Origin of the sequence: Ramlibacter sp. (assembly GCF_035655895.1) — a bacterium.
Lineage (GTDB): Bacteria > Pseudomonadota > Gammaproteobacteria > Burkholderiales > Burkholderiaceae_C > Ramlibacter.
Map to the genome: position 1 here is coordinate 1088645 of NZ_DASRTN010000006.1, position 23700 is coordinate 1112344.

General features: G+C 71.1%; 20 protein-coding genes. 10 read left to right on the forward strand and 10 right to left on the reverse strand.

The genetic code is table 11. The features are described 5' to 3' along the window. The first annotated feature begins 7 nt into the window (after positions 1-7). Positions 8-457 carry a type II 3-dehydroquinate dehydratase gene (locus tag VFE82_RS08185; protein WP_324999931.1) on the forward strand — a complete coding sequence of 150 codons (450 nt, stop codon included), beginning with the start codon at positions 8-10 and terminating at the stop codon, positions 455-457. Positions 458-779: 322 nt separating this feature from the next. Here the strand turns inward: VFE82_RS08185 and VFE82_RS08190 are convergent, their stop codons facing one another. Together VFE82_RS08190 and VFE82_RS08195 are read right to left on the reverse strand one after the other, a co-directional pair. Next, positions 780-1667, reverse strand: a complete 888-nt coding sequence (locus VFE82_RS08190; RefSeq protein ID WP_324999764.1) for a LysR family transcriptional regulator — start codon at positions 1665-1667, stop codon at positions 780-782. A 38-nt stretch (positions 1668-1705) separates the two neighbouring features. Next, positions 1706-2653, reverse strand: coding sequence for a Tim44-like domain-containing protein (locus tag VFE82_RS08195; protein WP_324999765.1), 948 nt, complete (start codon positions 2651-2653; stop codon positions 1706-1708). Positions 2654-3072: 419 nt separating this feature from the next. On the opposite strand from VFE82_RS08195, the gene VFE82_RS08200 reads away from it, so the two are divergent. The 9 genes from VFE82_RS08200 (at position 3073) to VFE82_RS08240 (ending at position 13764) form a co-directional block, all read left to right on the forward strand. Then, positions 3073-4008, forward strand: coding sequence for a MurR/RpiR family transcriptional regulator (locus tag VFE82_RS08200; RefSeq protein ID WP_324999766.1), 936 nt, complete (start codon positions 3073-3075; stop codon positions 4006-4008). Positions 4009-4011: 3 nt separating this feature from the next. Further along, positions 4012-5028, forward strand: coding sequence for an isoaspartyl peptidase/L-asparaginase (locus VFE82_RS08205; RefSeq protein ID WP_324999767.1), 1017 nt, complete (start codon positions 4012-4014; stop codon positions 5026-5028). After that, positions 5025-6920, forward strand: coding sequence for a dipeptide ABC transporter ATP-binding protein (locus tag VFE82_RS08210; protein ID WP_324999768.1), 1896 nt, complete (start codon positions 5025-5027; stop codon positions 6918-6920). The genes VFE82_RS08205 and VFE82_RS08210 overlap by 4 nt, the downstream gene beginning before the upstream one ends. Before the next feature lie 29 nt (positions 6921-6949). Beyond that, positions 6950-8488, forward strand: a complete 1539-nt coding sequence (gsiB, locus tag VFE82_RS08215) for a glutathione ABC transporter substrate-binding protein GsiB (protein ID WP_324999769.1) — start codon at positions 6950-6952, stop codon at positions 8486-8488. 24 nt (positions 8489-8512) lie between these two features. After that, positions 8513-9433 (forward strand): glutathione ABC transporter permease GsiC, encoded by a 921-nt coding sequence (gene gsiC, locus VFE82_RS08220; RefSeq protein WP_324999770.1) that lies wholly within the window; start codon positions 8513-8515, stop codon positions 9431-9433. Beyond that, on the forward strand, positions 9430-10365 hold the full coding sequence (gene gsiD / locus VFE82_RS08225) for a glutathione ABC transporter permease GsiD (RefSeq protein WP_324999771.1): 936 nt from the start codon (positions 9430-9432) through the stop codon (positions 10363-10365). Before gsiC ends, gsiD begins: the two co-directional genes overlap by 4 nt. 3 nt (positions 10366-10368) lie before the next feature. Beyond that, a complete protein-coding gene (locus VFE82_RS08230) occupies positions 10369-11430 on the forward strand; it encodes a P1 family peptidase (RefSeq protein WP_324999772.1) in 1062 nt (353 codons plus the stop codon). Further along, on the forward strand, positions 11427-12245 hold the full coding sequence (locus tag VFE82_RS08235; RefSeq protein WP_324999773.1) for a M55 family metallopeptidase: 819 nt from the start codon (positions 11427-11429) through the stop codon (positions 12243-12245). Before VFE82_RS08230 ends, VFE82_RS08235 begins: the two co-directional genes overlap by 4 nt. A gap of 187 nt (positions 12246-12432) precedes the next feature. Next, complete coding sequence (locus VFE82_RS08240; protein WP_324999774.1) at positions 12433-13764, forward strand: MFS family transporter; 1332 nt, start codon at positions 12433-12435, stop codon at positions 13762-13764. Positions 13765-13803: 39 nt separating this feature from the next. Here the strand turns inward: VFE82_RS08240 and gndA are convergent, their stop codons facing one another. From gndA to VFE82_RS08280, 8 genes are all read right to left on the reverse strand, one after another. Further along, a complete protein-coding gene (gndA, locus tag VFE82_RS08245; protein WP_324999775.1) occupies positions 13804-15216 on the reverse strand; it encodes an NADP-dependent phosphogluconate dehydrogenase in 1413 nt (470 codons plus the stop codon). A 68-nt stretch (positions 15217-15284) separates the two neighbouring features. After that, positions 15285-16562, reverse strand: coding sequence for an amidohydrolase family protein (locus tag VFE82_RS08250; RefSeq protein ID WP_324999776.1), 1278 nt, complete (start codon positions 16560-16562; stop codon positions 15285-15287). Continuing rightward, positions 16562-17482, reverse strand: coding sequence for an ABC transporter permease (locus VFE82_RS08255; RefSeq protein ID WP_414708736.1), 921 nt, complete (start codon positions 17480-17482; stop codon positions 16562-16564). Before VFE82_RS08255 ends, VFE82_RS08250 begins: the two co-directional genes overlap by 1 nt. After that, positions 17482-18543 carry an ABC transporter permease gene (locus tag VFE82_RS08260; RefSeq protein ID WP_324999777.1) on the reverse strand — a complete coding sequence of 354 codons (1062 nt, stop codon included), beginning with the start codon at positions 18541-18543 and terminating at the stop codon, positions 17482-17484. Before VFE82_RS08260 ends, VFE82_RS08255 begins: the two co-directional genes overlap by 1 nt. After that, positions 18540-20162, reverse strand: coding sequence for an ABC transporter ATP-binding protein (locus tag VFE82_RS08265; protein ID WP_324999778.1), 1623 nt, complete (start codon positions 20160-20162; stop codon positions 18540-18542). Before VFE82_RS08265 ends, VFE82_RS08260 begins: the two co-directional genes overlap by 4 nt. Then, positions 20159-21160, reverse strand: a complete 1002-nt coding sequence (locus VFE82_RS08270) for a BMP family protein (protein ID WP_324999779.1) — start codon at positions 21158-21160, stop codon at positions 20159-20161. The genes VFE82_RS08265 and VFE82_RS08270 overlap by 4 nt, the downstream gene beginning before the upstream one ends. A 101-nt stretch (positions 21161-21261) precedes the next feature. After that, entirely contained in the window at positions 21262-21891 is a 630-nt protein-coding gene (gene upp / locus VFE82_RS08275; RefSeq protein WP_324999780.1) for a uracil phosphoribosyltransferase, read from the reverse strand. Positions 21892-21947: 56 nt separating this feature from the next. Next, positions 21948-23678: a tannase/feruloyl esterase family alpha/beta hydrolase gene (locus tag VFE82_RS08280; protein WP_324999781.1), complete on the reverse strand. Its 1731-nt coding sequence runs from the start codon at positions 23676-23678 to the stop codon at positions 21948-21950. Positions 23679-23700 lie beyond the last annotated feature (22 nt).

The window sequence follows — 23700 nt, forward strand, 5'->3', positions numbered from 1 at the left end:
CCGGCCGCTGAAGTTCCTGGTGCTGCACGGCCCGAACCTGAACCTGTTCGGGCGCCGCGAACCGCACATCTACGGCACCACGACGCTGGCGCAGATCGACGAGCGGCTGCGCGCCCTGGCGGCCGAGCTCGACGTGGCGATCGAGATCTTCCAGTCCAACCACGAAGGCAGCCTGGTCGACAAGTTCCACGAGAACATCGACAGCTGCGACGGCGCGTTGCTCAATCCGGCGGGCCTGACACAGCACGGCGTGTCGCTGCACGATGCGATCAAGGCGATGCCGTTCCCGGTGCTCGAGATCCACATGTCCAACATCGCGGCGCGCGAGAGCTGGCGGCAGCACTCGATCATTTCGCCGGCCGTCAAGGCCACCATCCAGGGCTTGGGCTGGCGGTCGTACACCGCAGGGTTCCGCGCCCTGGTGGAAATGGCGCGGGAGCGCGCTGCGCCGGGCTGAACGCAAGCGAAGGACCGGGGCGATGCCGGCCGCTGCCCGGCGTCTCGACACCGGCGCATCCGCGCCCCCCGCCGGCATTCGCCCCTACCACGCCCCGCAGGGCTGCTTTTGCACGGGAACCGTGGAGAAGCTTGTGGACAAGGGTGTGGACCTCTGTCCGGAGCCGCGCCAGGACTGGGCTGCCGGCCGATGCCACTTTGTTGGGCACAGGCCTGCGAAATCTGTCTGACGGCGCCCGCTGTGTCGCGGATGCCACGGATCCAGGCGTCGCAGCAAGGTCAGCGGCGCCGCGGCCGCAGCCGCAGCCGCAGCCGCGACGCAGCTAGTCCGGGCGTTGCTGCAGCAGCCGCTGCACCAGGGGATGCTGGATGCGGCGTTCAGCCGAGATCAGGTAGAAGTGCTCGACCAGTTCGGGCGCCTCGCCCACCAGTTGCAGACCCGGATCGTCCAGCAGTTCGCCGCGCGAGCGGGACGACGCCGGGAAGGCGCCCATCCCGCTGCGGCCGAAGGCCGCCAGCAGCGCGCTGTCCTCGAATTCGCCGGCCACCTGCGGATGCAGCCCGTGGCGCTCGAACCACTGGTCGATGCGCAGGCGGACGGCCGCATGGCCGGTGGGCAGCAGCACGGGCATCTCGGCCAGGCAATCCGGGAAGGGCGCCCTGCAGCGCGCCGCCAGGGCGACGGGCGCGAACCACGCCAGCGACGCCTGCCCGAGCGCGTGGCTGTACAGCCGGAGATTGGGATTGGGCGGCGCTGCCCGGTCGGACAGCACCACGTCGAGCCGGTGCAGCGCCAGATCACCCAGCAGGCGATCGAATTCGTCTTCGTGGCACAGCAGGCGCACGTTGGGAGCTTCCAGCGAGGGCTGCAGCAGGTGCCGCACGACCAGCTTGGGCAGCCCGTCCGAGATGCCGACCGCCAGCCGCAGGCCCTGTCCGGTGGCAGCTTCCCGCACCACGGCGGGAAGCTGCTCGCCCAACTGGAAGATCTGGTCGGCCTGCGCCATCGCGGCCACGCCGGCGTCGGTCAGCGCCATGCCGCGCCCGGCAGGCTTGAACAGGGCATGCCCGAGCGATTGTTCGAGCGTGCGCACCTGGGCGCTAACCGTCTGCACCGCCATCCCGAGGCGGGCGGCGGCCCGGGCCATGCCGCCTTCCTTGGCGACGACCCAGAAGTAATACAGGTGACGGTAGTTGAACGGCGCTGCCATCCGGCGAGTGTGCCCCCAGGCAGCAGCCGTCCTGCGCGTCAGCCGGCCGCGCCGGCCTGCTGGATGCCCGCGATCACCCAGCCGTCGAAGCCGTTGCGCGACTTCGTCAGGTGCCAGATCTCGTCCAGGTCCTCCGGAGCGGCACCCTGTTCATCGCGCACGCTGCCGGTGAACCGCACGCTCACCACGTAGCGATCGTCCTCCTGTGCGACCTCGAGCACTTGTGCCTGCAGGCCGAAGACCTCGGTCTTCTGCGGAGCATCGCCGCGCGTCGCGAGATCGGCGCGCACCAGCTCGAACATCTCGGGCGTGAGGAAGCCGCGCAGGCGTTCCAGGTCGCGCGCATCGTTGGCATCCTGCAGCGCGACGAACTGCGCCTTGGCATTGCGCTCGAAGCCCGCCTTGTCGAAATCGGCCGGGATGGCGGAGGCTTGCGTGCCCGCGGCCAGCGTGCCGCCGAGGCCGCCGGCCAGACCGCTGCCGATGCGCGAACCGATCAGCGAGCCGCCTTGCGGCTGGGCCGGGGCGTCGTGGCGGTACGCGGCCTGCGGCGGCTGGCGCATCATGCCGCCCAGCCCGCCGGCGGCACCCAGCGCCGCCGGCTGCTGGCCCATGGCGCGCTTGCGCAGGAAGAAGCCCACCAGCGCCAGGGCGGCCATCACGAGCAGGCCGATCATCAGCATGTTGGCCAGGGCTTCGCCGAAGCCGAAGTGCGACGCCAGTGCCGCCAGGCCCAGGCCCGCCGCCAGGCCGGCGATCGGTCCCATCCAGCTGCGCCGGGGCGCGGCTGCAGCGGCCGCGCCGGGTGCTGCTGCGGCAGCAGGAGCCGCCTGGGCCGGCGCGCCGGCCTGCTGGCCAGCGGCGGCAGGCTGCTGCGCCGGCTGGGTGGTGTTCTGCCGCTGCATGCCGCTGGACTTGCCACCGCCCAGGCGCCGCGCGGCTTCCGCGTCGACTGCCGCCAGGCCCAGGCTGAGGACCAGAACCATCAAAGCCAAAGATTTTTTCATGAGAGTCTCCTTCTAGATCGGGTGTGACCCGCGACCATACTCCTGCAACCCGCTAGAAAAAAGCAGACATTTGCTGCAAGACGATCAGGAAAAGCCGAACTGACGAGGCCCGGTGGGTGGCGGCTTGCGGCAGGGTAGGCCGTCGGGCTCTGCAGTGCGAGGCCAACGTGGGCCCAACGTGCGCAACGCGTTCGGACAGACCGGGTCCTGCCTGTCGGCCGACCGGGAGACCGGGAGACCGGCACGCTGCCCCGATGCCTGCCTCGCGAGCCTGGCGGGCGCTTCGCGCGGATGCAGCAGCGCAGGGGAGGCCGGCGGCAGTGTGATGAAAAATTTCGCTATCATCCTGCCGCGTGTAAATAAATGTTCAGCTCAGCTTCATCCAACGGGCGCGGCCGATGATCGCCAAGACTGCGGGCAATCCCTCGATGGCGCAGCGCATCGCGCAACGGCTGCCAACGCTCTCGCCGTCGCACCGGCAGATCGCCGATTGGGTGCTGGCGCATCCGCTGCATGCCGCCACCATGCCCATCGATGAGCTGGCCGCCGCCGTTGGCGTCTCCGTCGCCACCGCCAACCGGTTTGCGCGCGCGCTCGATTTCGAGGGCTATGCGCAGTTCCGCGCCGCGCTGGTGCTGGGCTTCGAGACCACGCTCGCGCCGGTGGAGAAGCTGCGCAGCAAGCTGGAGCGTTCGGCGCAGGTGGCCGACGTCTTCGCCGGCGCGCTGGCCGACGTCGAGCGCAACCTCGCGCGCACCCGCCAGTCGCTGGACCCGCTCACCTGCGAGCGCGCCGTCGAGGCGGTTCTGAAGGCCCAGCGCGTCTACATCGTCGGCTTCGGCAGCAGCAGCTGGCTGGGCGGCCTGCTGCAGCACAGCCTGGATGCCTACCGCGACGAGGTCCACCTGCTGGCGACGCGCGAGGGCGCCTCGTATGCCGCCAAGGTGCTCAGCCGCGTGCGTCCCGGCGACCTGCTGGTCGCGATCGCCTTTCCGCGGTACCTCACCGACACCGTGCTGCTCGCGCGGCTGGCCCGCAACGCGGGCGCCACCGTGCTCGCGCTCACCGACCGCGTCGCATCGCCGCTGGCGCCGCTGGCCGACGTGGCCCTGTATGCCCAGACCGACAGCCAGTACTTCGCCAATTCCGAAGCCAGCGTGCTGGCCCTGATCGAAGCCCTTGCCAGCGCCGTAGCGCACCGTGCCGACGGCCCGGTGCAGGCCGCCACGCAGCTGGCCGAGTCGGTGCTGCCCTGGCTGCACACCGGCGCCGGCACCCAGCTGCGCAGCGAGGCTGCCTTGCCGGCGCCGCGCAAGGCCCGCCGGTCCCACTGAAGGATGCATCCCGTGACTCCGTCCAACGTCCGTCCCGTCATCGCCGTCCACGGCGGTGCGGGCACCATGAGCCGCGAAGGCGCGGCTGCCGAGCAGCAGGCGGCCTACCACGACGCCCTGCGCGCGGTGCTCGGGCCCGCCCGGGACCTGCTCGCCCGGGGCGGCACGGCGCTCGACGCGGTGTCGCTGGCAGTCGACCTGCTGGAGGACTGCCCGTTGTTCAACGCCGGCCACGGGGCGGTGTTCACCCACGACGAGACGCATGAACTCGATGCCGCCGTGATGGACGGCGCGACGCGCAAGGCCGGGGCCGTCGGCTGCGTCGCGCGCATCAAGCGGCCGGTGCGCGCCGCCAGGGCGGTGATGGAGCACACCGACCACGTCCTGCTGGTGGGCGCGGGCGCCGAAGCCCTGGCCGAACGCCTGGGGCTGGAGCTCGTCTCGCCCGATTACTTCTCGACCGACCACCGGCGCGAGCAGCTGCGGCGGGCGCTCGCGGCCGACAAGGCAGTGCTCGACCACGACGGGGCGGCGCTGGTGTTCCGGCAGCCTTCCGGCGCCACGCCGCCACTGGACGAGCAACGCAAGTTCGGCACCGTCGGCGCTGTCGCCCTCGATGTCCACGGCAACCTGGCGGCCGCCACCTCCACCGGTGGCATGACCAACAAGCGGCCCGGCCGCGTGGGCGACTCGCCGCTCATCGGCGCCGGCACTTACGCCGACAACGCCACGGCCGCGATCTCCTGCACCGGGACGGGCGAGATGTTCATCCGGGTTCTGGCGGCCTACGACATCTGCGCGCGCATGGCCTACGCCGGTGCCACGCTCGAGCAGGCCGCTGAAGCCGTCGTGATGCAGGCGCTGCCTGCCATCGGCGGGCGCGGCGGCCTGGTGGCGGTGGACCGGCTGGGCAACGTCGCGCTGCCGTTCAACACCGAAGGCATGTACCGCGGCGTCGCGCGCGTGGGCGAGGCCCTGCAGACGGCGATCTTCCGCGACGACCCGGTGGCCAGGCCATGACGACCACCGAACCCGAGCGCCCGGCGCCGGCCCGGTCGGGCTTGCCCGCGCAACGCGTGGTGGAGGTGTCGAACCTGTCGGTTCGCTTCAGCACGTCGGAGCGCACGGTGGACGCGGTGCAGGACCTGTCCTTCCACGTCGACCGCCGCGAAACCCTGGCGATCGTCGGCGAGTCGGGATCGGGCAAGTCGGTGACCTCGCTGGCGCTGATGCGGCTGGTCGAACACGGCGGCGGTCACATCGTGGGCGGCCGGATGGTGGTGCGGCGCCGCAACGGCGACGTGCTGGACCTGGCGCAGGCCGGCGAGGCCACCATGCGCGGCATCCGGGGCGCCGACATCGCGATGATCTTCCAGGAGCCGATGACGTCGCTGAACCCGGTGTTCACGGCCGGTGACCAGATTGCCGAATCGATCCGCATCCACCAGGGCAAGGATGCCGCCGGAGCGCGGGCCGAGGCGCTGCGCATGCTGGAGCTGGTGCGCATTCCCGAGGCGCGCAGCGTGCTGGGCCGCTACCCGCACCAGCTCTCGGGCGGCATGCGGCAGCGGGTGATGATCGCGATGGCGCTGTCCTGCCGGCCCTCGCTGCTGATCGCCGACGAGCCCACGACGGCACTCGACGTCACCATCCAGGCGCAGATCCTGCAGCTCATTCGCGGCCTGCAGGACGAGATGCAGATGGGCGTGGTGTTCATCACCCACGACATGGGCGTGGTGGCCGAGGTGGCCGATCGCGTCCTGGTGATGAACGGGGGCCGCAAGATCGAGGAGGGCGCCGCCGAGGCGCTGTTCGCCGCGCCGCAGGCACCCTACACGCGCGCGCTGCTGTCGGCCGTGCCGCGGCTCGGCTCGATGCAGGGCACCGATCTGCCCCGCAAGTTCGAGCTGCTGGACCGCGGCACCGGTACGGCGGTCGCGGTGGACGCCAGGCCGCAGGACACGGTGCCGGCAGACAGCGAGCCGCTCCTGCGCGTGCGGGACCTGGTCACCCGCTTCGATGTCCCCAGCGGCATCCTCGGCCGCGTGAAGCGGCGCGTCCATGCGGTCGAGAAGGTCAGCCTGGACTTGTACCCCGGCGAGACGCTGGCCCTGGTGGGCGAATCGGGCTGCGGCAAGTCGACCACCGGGCGTTCGCTGCTGCGGCTGGTCGACAGCCAGGGCGGCGCGATCGAATTCGGCGGCCAGAACGTGCGCGAGCTGCCGGCGAGCGACCTGCGCCACTTGCGCCGCAACATCCAGTTCATCTTCCAGGACCCGTTCGCCTCGCTCGATCCGCGGGTGACGGTGGGCTACTCGATCATGGAGCCGCTGCTGGTGCACGGCATCGCCAAGGGCCGCGAGGCGCAGGCACGCGTCGACTGGCTGCTGCGCAAGGTCGGCCTGCCGGTGGAGGTGGCACACCGCTATCCGCACGAGTTCTCTGGCGGCCAGCGGCAGCGCATCGCGATCGCCCGGGCCCTAGCACTGAACCCGAAGGTGGTGGTCGCGGACGAGTCGGTGTCGGCCCTGGACGTGTCGATCCAGGCGCAGATCGTCAACCTGATGCTTGATCTCCAGCGCGAGCTGGGCATCGCGTTCCTCTTCATCTCGCACGACATGGCCGTGGTCGAGCGCGTCGCCCACCGGGTGGCGGTCATGTACCTCGGCCAGATTGTCGAGATCGGCCCGCGTCGCGCGATCTTCGAGAATCCGCAGCACGCCTACACCCGTCGGCTGATGGCCGCGGTGCCGATCGCCGACCCGACGCGGCGCCACCTGCGGCGCGAGCTGCTCGAGGGCGAGGTGCCCAGCCCGATCCGGGCGGTGGGCGACGAGCCGGTGGTCGAGCCGCTGCAGCCGGTCGGGCCCGGGCACTACGTGGCGCGCCACCGCGTCGGCGGCATCGATTGAGCAACCCTTCTTCACTCTGGAGCGTACCGATGAGATCTTTCCTCCCACCCCTGGCAGCGGCACTGGCCCTGACCGCCACGCTGGCCACGCCCGCGTTCGCGGCGAAGGACGTCGTCGCGGCGGTCGCCTCGACCTTCACCACGATGGATCCGTACGACGCCAACGACACGCTGTCGCAGGCCGTCGTGAAGTCGCTCTACCAGGGCCTGTTCGGCTTCGACAAGGACATGAAGATGGTCCCGGTGCTCGCCGAGGGCTACCAGGCCAGCAAGGACGGCCTGACCTACACGGTCAAGCTGAAGAAGGGCGTCAAGTTCCATGACGGCACCGACTTCGACGCCGCCGCGGTCAAGGCCAACTTCGACCGGGTCACCAATCCCGAGAACAAGCTCAAGCGCCACAACCTGTACAAGAACATCGCCAAGACCGAGGTGGTCGACGCGGCGACGGTGAGGTTCACGCTGCACGAGGCGTTCTCGCCCTTCATCAACTCGCTGGCGCATCCGTCGGGCGTGATCATCTCGCCGGCGGCCCTGCAGAAGTTCGGCAGCAAGGGCATCGCGCAGAACCCCGTGGGCACCGGGCCGTTCAAGTTCGTCGAGTGGAAGCAGACCGACTACCTGAAGGTCGCGAAGTTCGACGGCTACTGGCGCAAGGGCTTCCCCAAGGTCGACAGCATCACCTTCCGCCCGGTCACCGACAACAACTCGCGCAGCGCCATGATGCAGACGGGCGAGGCGCACTTCACGTTCCCGGTGCCGTACGAGCAGGCCGAGGTGCTCAAGGGCAAGCCGAACCTCGAGCTGGTGGCCGCGCCGTCGATCGTGCACCGCTACATGTCGATGAACACGCAGCAAAAGCCATTCGACAATCCCAAGGTCCGCCAGGCGATCAACTTCGCGATCAACAAGGAGGCGCTGGCCAAGGTGGCGTTCTCCGGCTACGCCATCCCGGCCGAAGGCGTGCTGCCGCAGGGCGTGGAATACGCGGTCAAGCTCGGCCCCTGGCCGTACGACCCGGCCAAGGCGCGGGCGCTGCTCAAGGAAGCCGGCTACCCCAACGGCTTCGAGACCCAGCTCTGGTCGGCCTACAACCACACCACCGGCCAGAAGGTGATCCAGTTCCTGCAGCAGCAGCTGGCCCAGGTCGGCATCAAGGCCTCCGTGCAGGCCCTGGAAGCCGGCCAGCGGGTCGAGAAGGTCGAGAGCGCGCAGGATGCGGCGACCGCGCCGGTGCGGCTGTACTACGTCGGCTGGTCGTCGTCGACCGGCGAGGCCGACTGGGCCACCCGGCCGCTGCTGGCCTCGGAATCGTTCCCGCCGCGCATGTTCAACACCGCCTACTACAAGAACCCGGCGGTGGACGAGGACATCGCCAAGGCCTTGAAGACCACCGATGCCGCCGAGAAGACCAGGCTGTACACCGATGCGCAAAAGCGCATCTGGGCCGACGCGCCCTGGGCCTTCCTGGTCACCGAGAAGCTGCTGTCGGCGCACGCCAAGGGCCTGAGCGGTTTCTACGTGATGCCCGACGCGTCGTTCCACTTCGACGACGTCGACCTGAAGTAACCACCCGAGCCGGACCTGCCCGCGATGGCCAGTTATCTCCTCAAGCGCCTGCTCGGCCTGCTGCCGACGCTGCTGATCGTCGCGGTGCTGGTGTTCCTGTTCGTGCACATGCTGCCGGGCGACCCGGCCCGGCTGGCCGCCGGACCCGATGCCGACCCGCAGACGGTGGCCCTGGTGCGCCAGGACCTCGGTCTGGACAAGCCGCTGCCCGCGCAGTTCGTCGACTTCTTCGGGCGCATGCTGCACGGCGACCTGGGCACCTCGCTGCGCAGCAAGCGGCCCGTCTCCGTGGAGATCGGCGACCGCTTCATGCCGACCCTGCTGCTCACGCTCGCCAGCATGGCCTGGTCGGTGCTGATCGGCATGGCCATCGGCATCGGCTCGGCCGTGTTCCGCAACCGCTGGCCCGACCGGATCGGGATGACGCTGGCGGTGTCGGGCATCTCGTTCCCCGCATTCGCGCTCGGCATGCTGCTGATGGAGGTCTTCTCCGTGCAGCTGGGCTGGCTGCCGACCGTCGGCGCCGACAGCTGGCGCCACTACATCCTGCCGTCGATCACGCTGGGCGCCGGTGTCGCGGCCGTGATGGCGCGCTTCACCCGCGCGTCGTTCGTCGAGGTCATCCAGGAGGACTTCGTGCGCACGGCGCGGGCCAAGGGCCTGGGCGAGCGCATGGTCATCCTCAAGCATTGCCTGCGCAACGCGCTGATTCCCGTGGTCACCATGATGGGCCTGCAGTTCGGATTCCTGCTGGGCGGCTCGATCGTGGTGGAGACGGTCTTCAACTGGCCGGGCCTGGGCCGCCTGCTGGTCGACGCGGTGTCGATGCGCGACTATCCGGTGATCCAGGCACTGGTCCTGCTGTTCTCGCTCGAGTTCATCGTCATCAACCTGACCGTGGACCTGCTCTACGGCTTCATCAACCCCACGATCCGCTACCGATGAACGACTCCTCGCCCCCGGCCGTCGTGGTGGAAGCCGCCGCACCCGAGGCCGACGCCGCGCCGGCCCTGGCCGCCGGCGCCCGCGTGCGCACCCCCTGGACCGAGTTCTGGCGCAAGTTCCGCCAGCAGCACGTCGCCCTGGTGGCACTCGCGTTCGTGCTGCTGCTGGTCGGGGTGGCCCTGCTGGCGCCCTGGATCGCGCCGTACGACGCCGAGAACTTCTTCGATTACGACCGCATCAACCAGGGGCCATCCTGGGCGCACTGGATGGGCGTCGACCCGCTCGGCCGCGACATCTTCAGCCGCATCCTGATGGGCGCGCGGCTGTCGCTCGCGGCCGGCTTCTTCTCGGTCGCCATCGGCGGCGTGGTGGGCGCCTCGCTCGGCCTGCTGGCCGGCTACTACGGCGGCTGGTGGGAGCGCATCGTGATGCGCATCTCTGACGTGCTGCTCGCCTTTCCCGGCATCCTGCTCGCGCTGGGGGTGGTGGCCATCCTGGGCAGCAGCATGGTCAACGTGGTGGTCGCGGTCTCGGTGTTCAGCGTCCCGGCCTTCGCGCGGCTGGTGCGGGGCAACACCCTGGTGCTCAAGCAGATGACCTACGTCGAGGCGGTGCGCAGCGTCGGCGCCTCCGACTGGACCATCGTCATGCGCCACATCCTGCCCGGCAGCATCTCGGCCATCGTCGTGTACTTCACCATGCGGCTGGGCACGTCGATCATCACCGCCGCCAGCCTCTCGTTCCTGGGCCTGGGCGCGCAGCCGCCCACGCCCGAGTGGGGCGCGATGCTCAACGAAGCGCGTGCCGACATGGTCAACGCGCCGCACGTGGCCCTGTTTCCCAGCCTGGCCATCTTCCTCACGGTCCTGGCGTTCAACCTGCTCGGCGACGGCATGCGCGACGCGCTGGATCCGAAGATCGACCGCACCTGACAGATGGCCGGCCTGCTGCCCCGCATCGGCTCGCTCGCATCCGGCGCCCGCGACGCGATCACGGACGTGCCCGGCGTGACGGTTGGCCACCACACGCTGGCCGACGGTGGCGTGCAGACCGGGGTGACCGTGGTGCGCCCGCATGCGGGCGATCCGTACCGCGACAAGGTGCCGGCCGCCGCTGCCGTGCTCAACGGGTTCGGCAAGAGCGTGGGCCTGGTGCAACTGCGCGAGCTGGGCGTGCTGGAGACGCCCATCGCGCTGACCAACACCTACTCCGTTCCGGCGGTCGCGCAAGCCCAGATCCGCCAGTGCGTCGCCGCCAACCCCGAAAGCGGCCGCAGCCTGCCGACCGTGAACCCGCTGGTGTTCGAATGCAACGACGGCTTCCTCAACGACATCCAGCGCATGGCGGTGGACGAGGCGCATTACCTGCAGGCGCACGCCGGCGCGGCCCCGGATTTCGCGCAGGGCGCCGTCGGGGCCGGGCGGGGCATGTCCTGCTTCGCCCTCAAGGGCGGGATCGGCAGTGCCTCGCGCCGGGCGGCCGGCGCGGAGTGCACCGTCGGCGCCCTGGTGCTCGCCAATTTCGGCAAGCTGCCGCAACTGGTGGTGGCCGGCCACCGCGTGGGCGAGCGGCTGGCGGCACAGGCGTCCCCACCGCCGGCCGCCCCTGCCGACGGTCCGGAGAAGGGCTCGATCATCCTGCTGCTCGCCACCGACGCGGCGCTCGACGCCCGCCAGCTGCGCCGGCTCGCGATGCGCGCCGCGGCCGGGCTGGCACGCACGGGCTCGGTGTACGGCCACGGCAGCGGCGACATCGCCCTGGCGTTCTCGACGGCCTACACCGTGCCGCACCTGCCGCAGCGCGCCATGCCCGCGGTGGCGATGCTGCACGAGACCCGGCTGGACGACCTGTTCGAGGCGGCCGCCGACGCTTGTGAGCAGGCGATCCTGCACGCGCTGTGGCGGGCCGAGGCGGTGACCGGCCGCGACGGCCACCGCCGCGAATCCCTGGCCGACCTCGTTGCCGGCTGGCCCTCCCTCTCGACCCGCCGCGCATGAAGATCCTCATTTCCACCGACATCGAGGGCGTCGCCGGCGTCGTGCACCACCAGCAGGTGCGCGCCGGCAACCCGGAATACGAACGGGCGCGCGTGCTCATGGCGCAGGAGGCGAACGCCGCCATCGCCGGCGCGTTCGATGCCGGGGCCACCGAGGTGCTGGTCAACGACTCGCACGGCGACTTCCGCAACATGCCCGCGGAACTGCTCGATGCGCGCGCCCGGTTCGTGCTGGGCAAGCCGCGCTACCTCGGCATGATGGCCGGCGTCGAACAGGGCGTGCAGGCCGTCTGCATGGTCGGCTACCACTCGCGCGCGCAGGGCCGCGGCATCCTGGCCCACACCAGCAACAGCTTCGCGTTCACGCGCGTGCGCTTCCACGGCGAGGAAGTGGGGGAGGGTGCCATGTACGGGGCGCTGGCCGGCGAGTACGGCGTGCCGGTGGCGATGGCCAGCGGCGACGACGTGTTCATCGCCGAGCACCGGTCGCTCTTCCCCGACGCGGTGTTCGTGCAGACCAAGCAGGCCACCGGCCAGACCAGCGGCATCAGCCTGTCGCCGCAGGCCGCACGCGAGGCGATCCGCGCCGGCGTCGCGACAGCGCTGGCCAGGCCCGCGCGTCCGACCCCCTACGTGCTGCGATTGCCGCTGGCGGTGCGCATCCAGACGCAGTCGCCCGCGCTAGCCGACCTGTTCTGCCAGTGGCCGACCCTGGAGCGGCTGGCCTCCGACGAGATCGGCTTCGAGGCGCCCACCGTCGAGGCAGCCGTGCGGATCGTGAACTGCCTGTCGGCGATGTCGGCACTGTTGCGGTAAGCCGGCGGTCGCGGCGCGGGGCCAGTGGGGCGGGACCTGCCCGGCTGGCCCGGCCGTGGCATCGGCTGTCATCGCAGGCCGCGGCCGCTTGCCGGCGTGCGAGCACACCGCGTGGGCGTCTGGACCGACGCAGCGGGCCGGCGCGGCCGACTAGGCTGTCGCGACAAGAACCCGACGTGACCGCACCATGCGCACCGCCCAACCGACCGAGATCGAGGCCCGGGACGCCCCGGATGTTCCGCACTACACCGCCGAGGAGAAGCGCAAGCGCATCTTCGCGATCGTCGCCGCATCGTCGGGCAATCTGGTCGAGTGGTTCGACTTCTACATCTATGCGTTCGGCGCCATCTACTTCGCCCCCGCCTTCTTCCCGAAGTCCGATCCCACCGTCCAGCTCCTGAACACGGCCGGGGTGTTCGCCGCCGGATTCCTGATGCGGCCGATCGGCGGCTGGATGTTCGGCCGCATCGGCGACCGGCGGGGCCGCAAGACCGCCATGCTCATCTCTGTCGTGATGATGTGCGCCGGGTCCCTGCTGATCGCCTGCCTGCCGACGTATGCCACGATCGGCGCCTGGGCGCCTGTGCTCCTGCTGCTGGCCCGCCTGCTCCAGGGGCTGTCGGTCGGCGGCGAGTACGGCGCCGCTGCCACGTACATGAGCGAGGTCGCGCTGCGCGGCCAGCGCGGCTTCCTGTCGTCCTTCCAGTACGTCACCCTCATCGGCGGCCAGCTGCTCGCCGTGCTCGTCATCGTCGTGCTGCAGCAGCTGCTGGACGAGGCGGAGCTGCGCGCCTGGGGCTGGCGCATCCCGTTCGTGGTGGGCGCCATCGCGGCGCTGATCGCGCTGCTGCTGCGCCGCAGCCTGCACGAGACCTCGACCGAGGCGACGCGCGCGAACAAGAACGCCGGCAGCGTGATGGGGGTGCTGCGCGACCACCGGGCGGCCTTCCTCACGGTGCTGGGCTACACCGCGGGCGGCTCGCTGATCTTCTACACCTTCACCACCTACATGCAGAAGTACCTGGTCAACTCGGCCGGGATGTCCATCCGGACCGCCAGCAACGTGATGACGGTCTGCCTGTTCCTCTACATGTGCCTGCAGCCGCTGTTCGGGGCGCTGTCCGACCGGATCGGCCGGCGCAGCAACATGCTGCTGTTCGGCGGCCTCGGGGCGATTGCCACGGTGCCCATCCTCACCTCCTTGCAGCACGTCGCGAGCCCCGTGGCGGCTGGCGCCCTGATCATGGTGGCGCTCGCGATCGTCAGCTTCTACACCTCGGTCAGCGGCATCGTGAAGGCCGAGCTCTTCCCTCCCGAAGTGCGTGCGCTGGGCGTCGGTCTGGCCTATGCCGTCGCCAATGCCGTGTTCGGCGGCACCGCCGAATACGTCGCCCTGGGCCTCAAGAGCCTGGGGCACGAGTCCCTGTTCTACTGGTACGTCACCGCGATGATGGTGGTCGCGTTCCTGGTCAGCCTGCGGCTGCCACGGCATCCGAGCTACCTGCGGCACGACCACTGACGGGGGCGGCCCACCGCTCTCTCGCGGCAGGGCCCCGCGTCAGGCGTCGGTCCACTTCGTGTGGAACTTGCCGGGCCGGTCCAGCCGCTGGTAGGTGTGCGCGCCGAAGTAGTCGCGCTGGGCCTGCAGCAGGTTGGCGGGCAGCCGCCGCGACCGGTAGCTGTCGTAGTAGGCGAGGGCGCTCATGAACGCGGGAACTGCGACGCCGTGCTGGGCGGCCGTGGCGACGACGTCGCGCAGCGCCACATGGCAATCGGCCATCACGGCTGCGAAGTGCGGGTCCAGCAGCAGGTTGACCAGCTGCGGCTCGCGCACGTAGGCGCGGCGGATGTCCTCGAGCAGACGGGCGCGGATGATGCAGCCCGCGCGCCACACGCCCGCGACGCTGCCGAAGGGCAGGTCCCAGCCGTGCTCGCGGTCCGCCGCCGCGAGCAGCTGGAAGCCCTGGGCATAGGCGCACACCTTGGCTGCCAGCAGCGCGCGGCGGATCTTCTCGACGAAGGCGTCCCGCTCCCCCGAAAAGCGCGCGTCGGGACCGCTCAGCACCTCCGCCGCCGCCGCCCGTTCCGACCGGGTCGCGCTCACTGTCCGAGCGAACACGGCGTCGGCGATGGTCGGCGCCGTGACGCCCAGGTCCAGCGCCGCCTGGCTGGCCCATTTGCCGGTGCCCTTCTGCTCCGCCGTGTCCACGATCAGGTCGACCAGCGGCCGGCCGGTCTCCGGGTCGGTGCGGGCCAGGATGTCCGCCGTGATGCCCACGAGATAGCTGGACAGCTCGCCCCGGTTCCAGGTGGCGAAGACCTCGCTCATCTCCCGCGGCTGCATGCCGGGCAGCTCGCGCATCAGGAAGTAGGCCTCGCAGATGGTCTGCATGTCGGCGTACTCGATGCCGTTGTGGACCATCTTCACGTAGTGGCCGGCGGCACCCGGGCCCATCCACTCGCAGCAGGGCTGGCCGTCCTCGGCGCGGGCGGCGATCGCCTGCAGGATCGGGCGGATGCGGGGCCAGGCCTGGGCGTCCCCGCCCGGCATGATGGCTGGCCCGCGCAGGGCGCCTTCCTCGCCGCCGCTCACGCCGGCGCCGACGTAGAGGATGCCGGTGCCCGTCAGTTCCAGGATCCGGCGATGGGTGTCCGTGTAGCGCGTGTTGCCGCCGTCGATGACGATGTCGCCGGCGGCCAGCAACGGGCGCAGCTCGGCGAGCAGGGCGTCCACGGCCGCGCCCGCCGGCACCATCAGCAGCAGCACCCGGGGGGCGCCCAGGCCGGCCACGAGCTCGGCCAGCGAACGCGGCGCGACAGCGCCGGTGCGGCGGGCGAAGCTCTCCCGCTTGTGCTCGTCGAGGTCGTAGCCGCTGACGGCAAAGCCGTTGCGATCGAAGTTCAGCGCGAGGTTCTCGCCCATGACGCCCAGGCCGACGATGCCCAGGTCGGATTGCTTGGAGGGGTTCATTCCCCGATTGTCTGCGAGCGCGGGTGCCGCGCTGGTCGCGGGCCGCGCCGGCGGGAACAAGGCCAGCGTCAGCGCGGCCGCATGAACGAGACCGCCGGCGGACGCTGCGGCAGGTGCAGCCGCGTGGCCGGCTCGGGCGTCTCGGCGAGCAGGCGGCCCTTGCGCCACACCTTCAGGCGCGCGGCCCGCAGCCGGATCGCCTCGACCGGGTCGCGGGCCTGCAGCAGCACGAAACTGGCATCGCACCCCGGCGCCAGGCCGTAGCCGGCCAGGTGCATCACCTTCGCCGCGTTCGTGGTCACCGCGTCGAAGCACGCGCGGATGCCCTTCTGGCTGGTCATCTGGGCCACGTGCAGGCCCATGTGCGCCACCTCCAGCATGTCGCCGGAGCCCATGCCATACCAGGGGTCCATCACGCAGTCGTGTCCGAAGGCCACGTTCACGCCCGCGGCCATCAGCTCGGGCACGCGCGTCATGCCGCGCCGCTTGGGGTAGCTGTCGTGCCGGCCCTGCAGGGTGATGTTGATCAGCGGGTTGGCCACCACGCTCACGCCGCTCTCGGCGATCAGCGGCAGCAGCTTGCTCACGTAGTAGTTGTCCATGCTGTGCATGGAGGTGCAGTGGCTGCCGTTGACGCGGCCCTGGAGGCCCAGTCGCTGCGTCTCGAAGGCCAGCGTCTCGATGTGGCGGGACAGCGGGTCGTCGGTCTCGTCGCAGTGCATGTCCACCAGCTTGCCGCGCTCGGCGGCCAGCTCGCACAGCAGCTTGACGCTGGCAGCGCCCTCGGCCATGGTGCGCTCGAAATGCGGGATGCCGCCCACGATGTCGACACCCAGGTCGAGCGCCTTCTGCAGGCTCTGCACGCCGGTGCGGGTGCGCAGCACGCCATCCTGCGGGAACGCCACCAGCTGCAGGTCGAGGTAGCCCGCGACGCGGCGCCTGACCTCCAGCATGGCCTCGACCGGCAGCAGGCTCGGATCGCTCGTGTCGACATGGCTGCGGACCGCCAGCAGCCCGCGGGCCACGGCCCAGTCGCAGTAGGCCAGGGCCCGGTCGATCATGTCCTGCGCCTTGAGCTGCGGCTTGAGCTCGCCCCACAGGGCGATGCCCTCCAGCAGCGTGCCGCTCTCGTTGACGCGCGGCAGGCCGTAGCTGAGCGTGGCGTCCATGTGGAAGTGCGGATCGCAGAAGGGCGGCGTGAGCAGGTGGCCGCCCGCGTCGACGGTTTCAAGGGCGGGCGCCTGCAGGCCCGCCGCGACCTCGGCGATCCTGCCGTCCTGCACGGCGACCGACAGGCCGGTGCGGCCGTCGGGCAGCGTGGCGTTGGTGACGAGGAGGTCGAGCATCACCGCTCTCCTTTCCGGTACGGTTTCATCAGGGCCTGAGGATAGGCCGCGCGCCGCGCCACCAGCACCAGGGCGAGGATCGACAGCACGTAGGGCAGCATCAGGTACAGCTGGTACGGCAGCGCGGCCTCGCCGGCCTGCTGCAGCCGCAGCTGCAGGGCATCGAAGAAGGCGAACAGCAGGGCGCCGAGCAGCGCCTTGCCGGGGCGCCAGGAGGCGAACACGACCAGCGCCACGCAGATCCAGCCGCGGCCGTTCACCATGTTGAAGTAGAACGAGTTGAAGGCCGACAGCGTGAGGAAGGCCCCGGCCACGCCCATCAGCGCCGAGCCGGCGACGATGGCGCCGGTGCGCAGGGCCAGCACCGAGCCTCCCTGGCTTTCGGCGGCCTGCGGGTTCTCGCCGACCATGCGCAGCGCCAGGCCGACCGGCGTGCGGTACAGGACCCACGCGATCGCCGGCACCAGCAGCAGCGCCAGCAGCGTGAGCGGCGTCTGCGCCGACAGCACGGGCACGCCCAGCCACTCCATCGGCTGGAACGGCTGGATGGTCGGCGGCGTGTTCACCTTCGGGAAGCTCACGCGGTAGCCATAGGAGCTGAGCGAGGTGGCCAGCAGCGTGATGCCCAGCCCGGCCACGTGCTGCGACAGTGCCAGACCCACGGTGAGCCAGGCATGCAGCAGCCCGAATGCGGCGCCGCAGGCCGCAGCCACCAGCACCCCCGTCCACAGCGAGGCACCGGCGTGCACGGCGAACCAGCCGGTGAAGGCGCCGGCCACCATGATGCCCTCGATGCCCAGGTGGAGCACGCCGGCGCGTTCGCACAGCAGCACGCCCAGGGTGCCCAGGATCAGCGGCGTGGCGATGCGCAGCACGGCGATCCAGAAGGCCGGGTTGGCCAGGAGGTCCAGCACGTCCATCAGCGCCACCGCACGCGGTATTGCGCCAGCAGCGCGGCCACCAGCACCGACAGCAGGGACGCCGCGACGATCACGTCGGCGATGTAGGTCGGCACGCCGATCGCGCGGCTCATGCTGTCGGCGCCCACCAGCACGCCGGCGACGAACACCGACGCCGCCAGCACGCCCAGCGGATGCAGGCCGGCCAGCATGGCGATCACGATGCCGCTATAGCCATAGCCCGGCGACATGTCGAGGGTGACATAGCCCGTGCGGCCGGCCACCTCGACCGCCCCGGCCAGGCCGGCCAGAGCGCCGGACAGCAGGGCCACGCCGACCAGCGTGCGCGTGACCCGCACGCCGGCGAAGGCCGCGGCGCGCGCATTGGCACCCAGCGCGCGCACGTCGAAGCCGAAGGTCGTGAACTTGAGCAGTGCCCACAGGCCGATCGACAGCGCCGCGGCCGCGAGCAGGCCCGTGTGCGCCCGCGCTCCTTCGACCAGCCGGCCCAGCGAGAGTTCGTCCTTGAGCGCGACGCTCTGCGGCCAGCCGAGCGCGGCCGGGTCCTTCATCGGCCCGTCGAGCAGCGCAGACACGCCGAGCAGCACGATGAAGTTGAGCAGCAGCGTGGTGACGACCTCGTCCACGCCCAGCCGCGCCTTCAGGAGCGCCGGTCCGAGCAGCAGCAGCGCGCCGGCGGCGGCCGCCGCCAGCACCATCAGCGGGAACAGCACCGCCACCGGCAGGCCGAATCCCTCGCCGCCATGCAGTCCGCCGACGGCGGCGGCCGCCAGCGCCCCGGCATAGAGCTGGCCTTCCGCGCCGATGTTGAACAGGCGCGCCTTGAAGGCCGCCGTCGCGGCCAGGCCGGTGAGGATGAGGGGCGTGGCCCGGGTGAGCGTCTCGGTCCAGGCGAACACCGAGCCGAAGCCGCCGCGCACCAGATGGCCCCAGGTCGGCCCGACCGGGGCGCCGGCCCAGAGCACCAGCAGCGAGCTCACGGCCAGGGTGAAGACGACCGCGCCGACCGGGGCCAGGGAGAGGGCCAGGGCCGAGGGGGCGGCGCGCTTGTCCAGCCTCATGGCAAGGGCGCTCCCGACCCGGTGCCGGCGTCGACCGGGCCGGCGGGGCCTTCTTCCCGGGCCCGCTGCGGCGGCGATGCAGCCGGCGTGGCGGCGCCCGCCATGGCCAGGCCGATGGCTTCGCGCGTCCAGCCGTCCGCCGGCCGCGCGTCGGTGAGCCGGCCGGCATGGAGGACCGCGATGCGGTCGCCCAGGGCGAGCACCTCGTCCAGGTCGTCGGACAGCAGCAGCACGGCCGCGCCGGCATCCCGGGCCGCGAGCAGCTGGCGCTGCACCGCGGCCACGGCACCGATGTCGAGTCCCCAGGTGGGCTGGTGCGCCACGATCAGCCGCGGCGTGCCGCCACCGGGTGCCAGCAGCGCCCGCCCCAGGATCAGCTTCTGCATGTTGCCGCCCGAGAGCGCGCGGGCCGGCGCGTCAAGACCCGCGCCCCGCACGTCGTATGCCTGCACGATGTGCCGTGCGTGCGCACGCGCGGCGCCACGCCGCACCAGCGGGCCATGCGCGAAGGCGCGGCTGCGCAGGCGCTCAGCCACCGCGTTCTCCCAGACCGGCAGGTCGCCCACCACGCCGGTGCCGTGCCGGTCTTCCGGGATGCGCGCCACGCCCTGGCGCACCAGCCAGGCCGGCTCGGCACGCAGCCGGTCCGGCCCCAGCCAGACCTGGCCGGCGGCCGGCCGCCGCAGCCCGCACAGCAGCTCGGCCAGCGCGAGCTGGCCGTTGCCCGAGACGCCCGCGATGGCGGTGATCTCGCCGGCACGCAGGTCGAGCGAGGCCTGCAGCAGCCGCTCGCGCCCACCCGCCACGTCGACCTGCTCCAGCCGGCAGGCGACCGCGCCGGGCGCGCCGGCCGGCGAGCGCTGCGGAAGCGTCACGGCCTGCCCGACCATCCAGCTGGCCAGCTGCGCCTGCGTCACGTCCCGGGCCGCTGCCTGCGCCACCAGCCGGCCGGACCGCAGCACGGCCACGCGGTGCGCCACCTGCAGCACCTCGGCCAGCTTGTGGCTGATGAAGACGATGGAGAGCCCTTGCGCCACCATCCGCCCCAGCGTGGCGAACAGCGCCTCGCTCTCCTGCGGGGTCAGCACCGCGGTCGGCTCGTCCAGGATCAGGATGCGCGCGCCGCGGTACAGCGCCTTGAGGATCTCGACGCGCTGGCGCTCGCCCACCGAGAGCGAACCGACCGTTGCGTCCGGCTGCACGGCGAGGCCGAACCGCTGCGCCACCTCCTGCAGTCGCGCCCGCGCCGCCGTGCGCCGGCTGAACGGGCGCCACAGCGGCTCGGTCCCCATCAGGACGTTGTCCAGGACGGTGAGGTTGTCGGCCAGCGTGAAGTGCTGGTGCACCATGCCGATCCCGGCCGCCAAGGCGGCGCGCGGCTGGCCCGGCGGCAACGCCCGGCCGCCCACCTCGATGCTGCCGGCGTCGGCCGTGTAGTGGCCGAACAGGATCGACACCAGGGTGGACTTGCCGGCGCCGTTCTCGCCGAGCAGCGCCAGCACCTCGCCCGGCGCGAGGTCGAGCGAGATGGCGTCATTGGCGAGGAGGGCGCCGAAGCGCTTGGTGATCCCGGACAGCCGCAGGACCGGCGCCGGCCCCGCGGCCGAGGGATGCGTCACTTCGCGGTCGACTTCGGCTGGCTGTCGTCGACCTTCACCGTGAACTTGCCGGCCAGGATGTCCTTCTGCCGGGCCTGAACCCTGGCCACGAGGTCGGCCGGCACCTTCTTCTCGAAGGTGCCCAGCGGCGCGAGTTCCGATCCCTTGTGCTGCATCATCGAGTACGGGCCGTAGTCCTCGGCCTTGAACTTGCCGTCCCGGACGGTCCTGATCGCGAGGTCGATGGTGGGCTCCATGTTCCAGAGGGCCGACGCCACCACCGTGTCGGGGTACTTGTCCTGCGTGTTGATCACGTTGCCGATCGCCAGCTTGCCCTTTTCCTTGGCGGCATCGGACACGCCGAAGCGCTCGGCGTAGAGGATGTCGGCGCCCTTGTCGACCATGGCGAAGGCGGCCTCCTTGGCCTTGGGCGGGTCGAACCAGCTGTTGATGAAGGTGACGGTGAACTCCACCTTCGGGTTCACTTCCCTGGCGCCGGCCATGAAGGCCTGCATGAGCCGGTTCACCTCGGGGATCGGAAAACCACCGACCATGCCGATCCGGTTGGTCTTGGTCATGCCGCCGGCGATCATGCCGGTGAGATAGGCCGGTTCCTGGATGTAGTTGTCGAAGACGCTGAAGTTGGGTGCCTGCGGCTTGCCCGACGATCCCATCAGGAAGGAGACCTTGGGGAAATCCTTCGCCACCTTGCGGGCGGCGGCCTCGACCGCGAACGACTCGCCCACGATCAGCTGGTTGCCGCCGGTGGCGTACTCGCGCATCACGCGTTCGTAGTCGGCGTTGCCGACGTTCTCGCTGGCCTTGTACTCGATCTCGCCGCGCGCCTCGGCGGCCTTCAGCGCCTTGTGCACGCGGCTGACCCACTGCTGCTCGAACGGCACGGTGTAGATGGCGGCGACTTTCAGCCTGGCCTGCGCGTGGGACAGGGCGGGCACCAGGGCGGCCGCAGCCAGGACGACGGCGACCGCGGCGCGGCGGGAAAGGGCTTGTCGGGACATGAACACTCCTGCGGATTGAAGTGGGGAGGCGGTGCAAGGGTCGTGCCAGCGGGCGCCGGCCGTCAAGCCCTCGTCATCCCGGAGCCGCAGCCCCGGAGGGCTCACTTGGTGCCGAAGATGCGGTCACCCGCGTCGCCCAGGCCGGGCAGGATGTAGCCGTGCTCGTTCAGCTGCCGGTCGATGGCGGCGGTGTAGATCGGCACGTCCGGATGCGCCTTCTGCATCGCCGCGATGCCTTCCGGGCAGGTGAGCAGGCACACGAACTTGATCGACTTGGGCCGCAGCTCCTTGAGGCGCTCGACCGCGGCGATGGCGGAGTTGCCCGTGGCCAGCATCGGGTCGACCACGATCACGTCGCGCTCGTCGATGTGCTCGGGCATCTTGAAGTAGTACTCGACGGCCACCAGCGTCTTCGGGTCGCGGTACAGGCCGATGTGGCCGACCCGGGCACCGGGCACCACGTTGAGCATGCCGTCCAGGATGCCCGTGCCCGCGCGCAGGATGGAGACGAACACCAGCTTCTTGCCGTCGATGACGCGCCCGGTCATCTTCTCCATCGGCGTCTCGATCTCCACGTCCTGCGTCGCCATGTCGCGCGTGACCTCGTAGGCCATCAGCGACGCCAGCTCGCCCAGCAGCCGGCGGAAGCTGTTGGTGCTGGCTTCCTTCTTGCGCATCAGGGTCAGCTTGTGCTGGACGAGAGGATGGTCGATCAGGTGGACTTGGGACATGGTGGGAACGGAAGCAAGGAACGCACCGACTATAGCGAGGGCTGCGGCCGCCGGCACTAGCGCTGGCGCGCCTGCAGCAGTTGGGGCCGCGGCACGCAGGTGAAGCTGGACGCCTGGTTCGGGTCGCCGCTGCCGTCGTAGCGCGGATAGGCGGGGAAACGGCAGGCCGGCATCGACCGGATGAAGCGCATGTCCTCCAGGCCCAGGTTGAACGCGACCGGGGCGTCCGGCGGCAGGCGGCCGCGCAGGACCCAGTCCTCCAGCATCGCGAGCGCGTCGACCTGGCTGGTGCCGCCGACGTTGTGGCTGCCGCCGGCGGGCACGTAGAACCGCAGCATGCCGTCGGTGGCCGCCTGCCCGAGCCGGCCGACCACGCTGCCGTACCACTCGGCGGCCATGGTCAGCGGGGCGGCGTTGTCGGCCGACGGATGCACCAGGATCAGCTTGCCGCCGCGCGCGGCAAAGCGCGACAAATCGGGATCGGTCGCATCGAACAGGCGCGACAACTGCAGGATCCGCTCGGCGTGCGGCCGGGCATCGAAGCCGAATGGATCGAAGTCGTCCCGCTGCACGATGGTGTGGCGGATCAGGAAGGCACCGAAGTTGAGGATGGCGCCCCGGCGCGGCTCGAACCCCATGCCGGGCGGCAGCGGCCGCGACGGTGCTTCGAGCCCGATCGGGTAGAACGGCCATTGCCAGCCGCTGCCGTCCTCGTCGCCGGTCACCGCAAAGCCCGGGAAGCGGGTCACGCCGTGGGCGAACGGCACCGGCAGCTGGCGCGGCTCGCGCAGGGCGTTCACGGCCGCCACCTGCGCGCCCGACAGGCAGCTGCCGCCCGGCTGGCCGGGCGCGCACTGCAGTTGCGCGGCGTCGTTCGGGCATTCCAGGTAGCGCGCGACCACGCCGTCCTGCAGCCCGTCCTGCAGGTCGCAGCTGGCGCGGGTGCGCTCGGCCACCAGCCGGATGGCGCGGGCGTCGAGGAAGCCGCCGTCGGCCAGGCGGTCGCGTACCTGGTTGTCGAACAGGTGCACCGGATACCAGCTGATGACGGGCGAGGTGGCGATCACCCCGTCGTAGTCCTGCGGGTAGACCTGGGCGGCGCGCAGCGCCTCGCGGCCGCCGGCGGACTCGCCGCTGAAGAACACGTGGCTGGGGCGGCGGCCGTAGGCGGCCTCGATCACGGCGAGCGCGGTGTCGCGCGTCTTCTTGAGCTCCTCGTGGGCCCAGTTGCGCATCGCCTCGTCGCTGCGGGTGAAGCGGAAGTCGCCCCGCGGGTGGCCGCCGTCGCTGCCGAACGTCGCGTAGCCCAGGGTGATCGGGTAGGGCACGTTCACCGGGTTCGGGTCGAAGCGGCCCGAGGCCTTGCTGCCCGGTGCCGTGATCACCTGGCCGCCCAGTCCGCCGCCGCCCGACTGCAGGGCGCGGCCGTTCCAGTTGGACAGCGGCAGGTTGATGGCGAACTGGATCGGCGGCGCGGCCGGATCGACCGGCAGCACGCGACCCTGCACCAGGCAGCGCGCGGGCGTCGGCAGCAGGTGTTCGCCCTCGGCATCGCGGTAGGGACTGACCTGCGCCGCACGTTCCGCGGTGGCGATCACGGCGCCGCGCGTGGGCAGGCCGATGGCGCCGGCTGGCACGGTCATGCCGGCCAGCGCCTCGCATTGGCGCAAGGCGATCGGCGCCGGCACGGTCGGTGTGGCTGGCTGGCTGGCGCAGCCGGCGAGCAGTGCGGCGGCGGTGGCAGCGGCAGCGGCGCCCGCGAACCAGGGGGCCTGGGTGGGGATCATGGGCCTGTCTCCTTGTCGTTCC

What these genes read in the sequence shown, in the direction of transcription:
- VFE82_RS08190 (WP_324999764.1), bottom strand. Translation starts at nt 1,667, where the DNA reads ATGGCAGCGCCGTTCAACTACCGTCACCTGTATTACTTCTGGGTCGTC.
- VFE82_RS08195 (WP_324999765.1), bottom strand. Translation starts at nt 2,653, where the DNA reads ATGGTTCTGGTCCTCAGCCTGGGCCTGGCGGCAGTCGACGCGGAAGCC.
- VFE82_RS08200 (WP_324999766.1), top strand. Translation starts at nt 3,073, where the DNA reads ATGATCGCCAAGACTGCGGGCAATCCCTCGATGGCGCAGCGCATCGCG.
- VFE82_RS08205 (WP_324999767.1), top strand. Translation starts at nt 4,012, where the DNA reads ATGCATCCCGTGACTCCGTCCAACGTCCGTCCCGTCATCGCCGTCCAC.
- VFE82_RS08210 (WP_324999768.1), top strand. Translation starts at nt 5,025, where the DNA reads ATGACGACCACCGAACCCGAGCGCCCGGCGCCGGCCCGGTCGGGCTTG.
- gsiB (WP_324999769.1), top strand. Translation starts at nt 6,950, where the DNA reads ATGAGATCTTTCCTCCCACCCCTGGCAGCGGCACTGGCCCTGACCGCC.
- gsiC (WP_324999770.1), top strand. Translation starts at nt 8,513, where the DNA reads ATGGCCAGTTATCTCCTCAAGCGCCTGCTCGGCCTGCTGCCGACGCTG.
- gsiD (WP_324999771.1), top strand. Translation starts at nt 9,430, where the DNA reads ATGAACGACTCCTCGCCCCCGGCCGTCGTGGTGGAAGCCGCCGCACCC.
- VFE82_RS08230 (WP_324999772.1), top strand. Translation starts at nt 10,369, where the DNA reads ATGGCCGGCCTGCTGCCCCGCATCGGCTCGCTCGCATCCGGCGCCCGC.
- VFE82_RS08235 (WP_324999773.1), top strand. Translation starts at nt 11,427, where the DNA reads ATGAAGATCCTCATTTCCACCGACATCGAGGGCGTCGCCGGCGTCGTG.
- VFE82_RS08240 (WP_324999774.1), top strand. Translation starts at nt 12,433, where the DNA reads ATGCGCACCGCCCAACCGACCGAGATCGAGGCCCGGGACGCCCCGGAT.
- gndA (WP_324999775.1), bottom strand. Translation starts at nt 15,216, where the DNA reads ATGAACCCCTCCAAGCAATCCGACCTGGGCATCGTCGGCCTGGGCGTC.
- VFE82_RS08250 (WP_324999776.1), bottom strand. Translation starts at nt 16,562, where the DNA reads ATGCTCGACCTCCTCGTCACCAACGCCACGCTGCCCGACGGCCGCACC.
- VFE82_RS08255 (WP_414708736.1), bottom strand. Translation starts at nt 17,482, where the DNA reads ATGGACGTGCTGGACCTCCTGGCCAACCCGGCCTTCTGGATCGCCGTG.
- VFE82_RS08260 (WP_324999777.1), bottom strand. Translation starts at nt 18,543, where the DNA reads ATGAGGCTGGACAAGCGCGCCGCCCCCTCGGCCCTGGCCCTCTCCCTG.
- VFE82_RS08270 (WP_324999779.1), bottom strand. Translation starts at nt 21,160, where the DNA reads ATGTCCCGACAAGCCCTTTCCCGCCGCGCCGCGGTCGCCGTCGTCCTG.
- upp (WP_324999780.1), bottom strand. Translation starts at nt 21,891, where the DNA reads ATGTCCCAAGTCCACCTGATCGACCATCCTCTCGTCCAGCACAAGCTG.
- VFE82_RS08280 (WP_324999781.1), bottom strand. Translation starts at nt 23,678, where the DNA reads ATGATCCCCACCCAGGCCCCCTGGTTCGCGGGCGCCGCTGCCGCTGCC.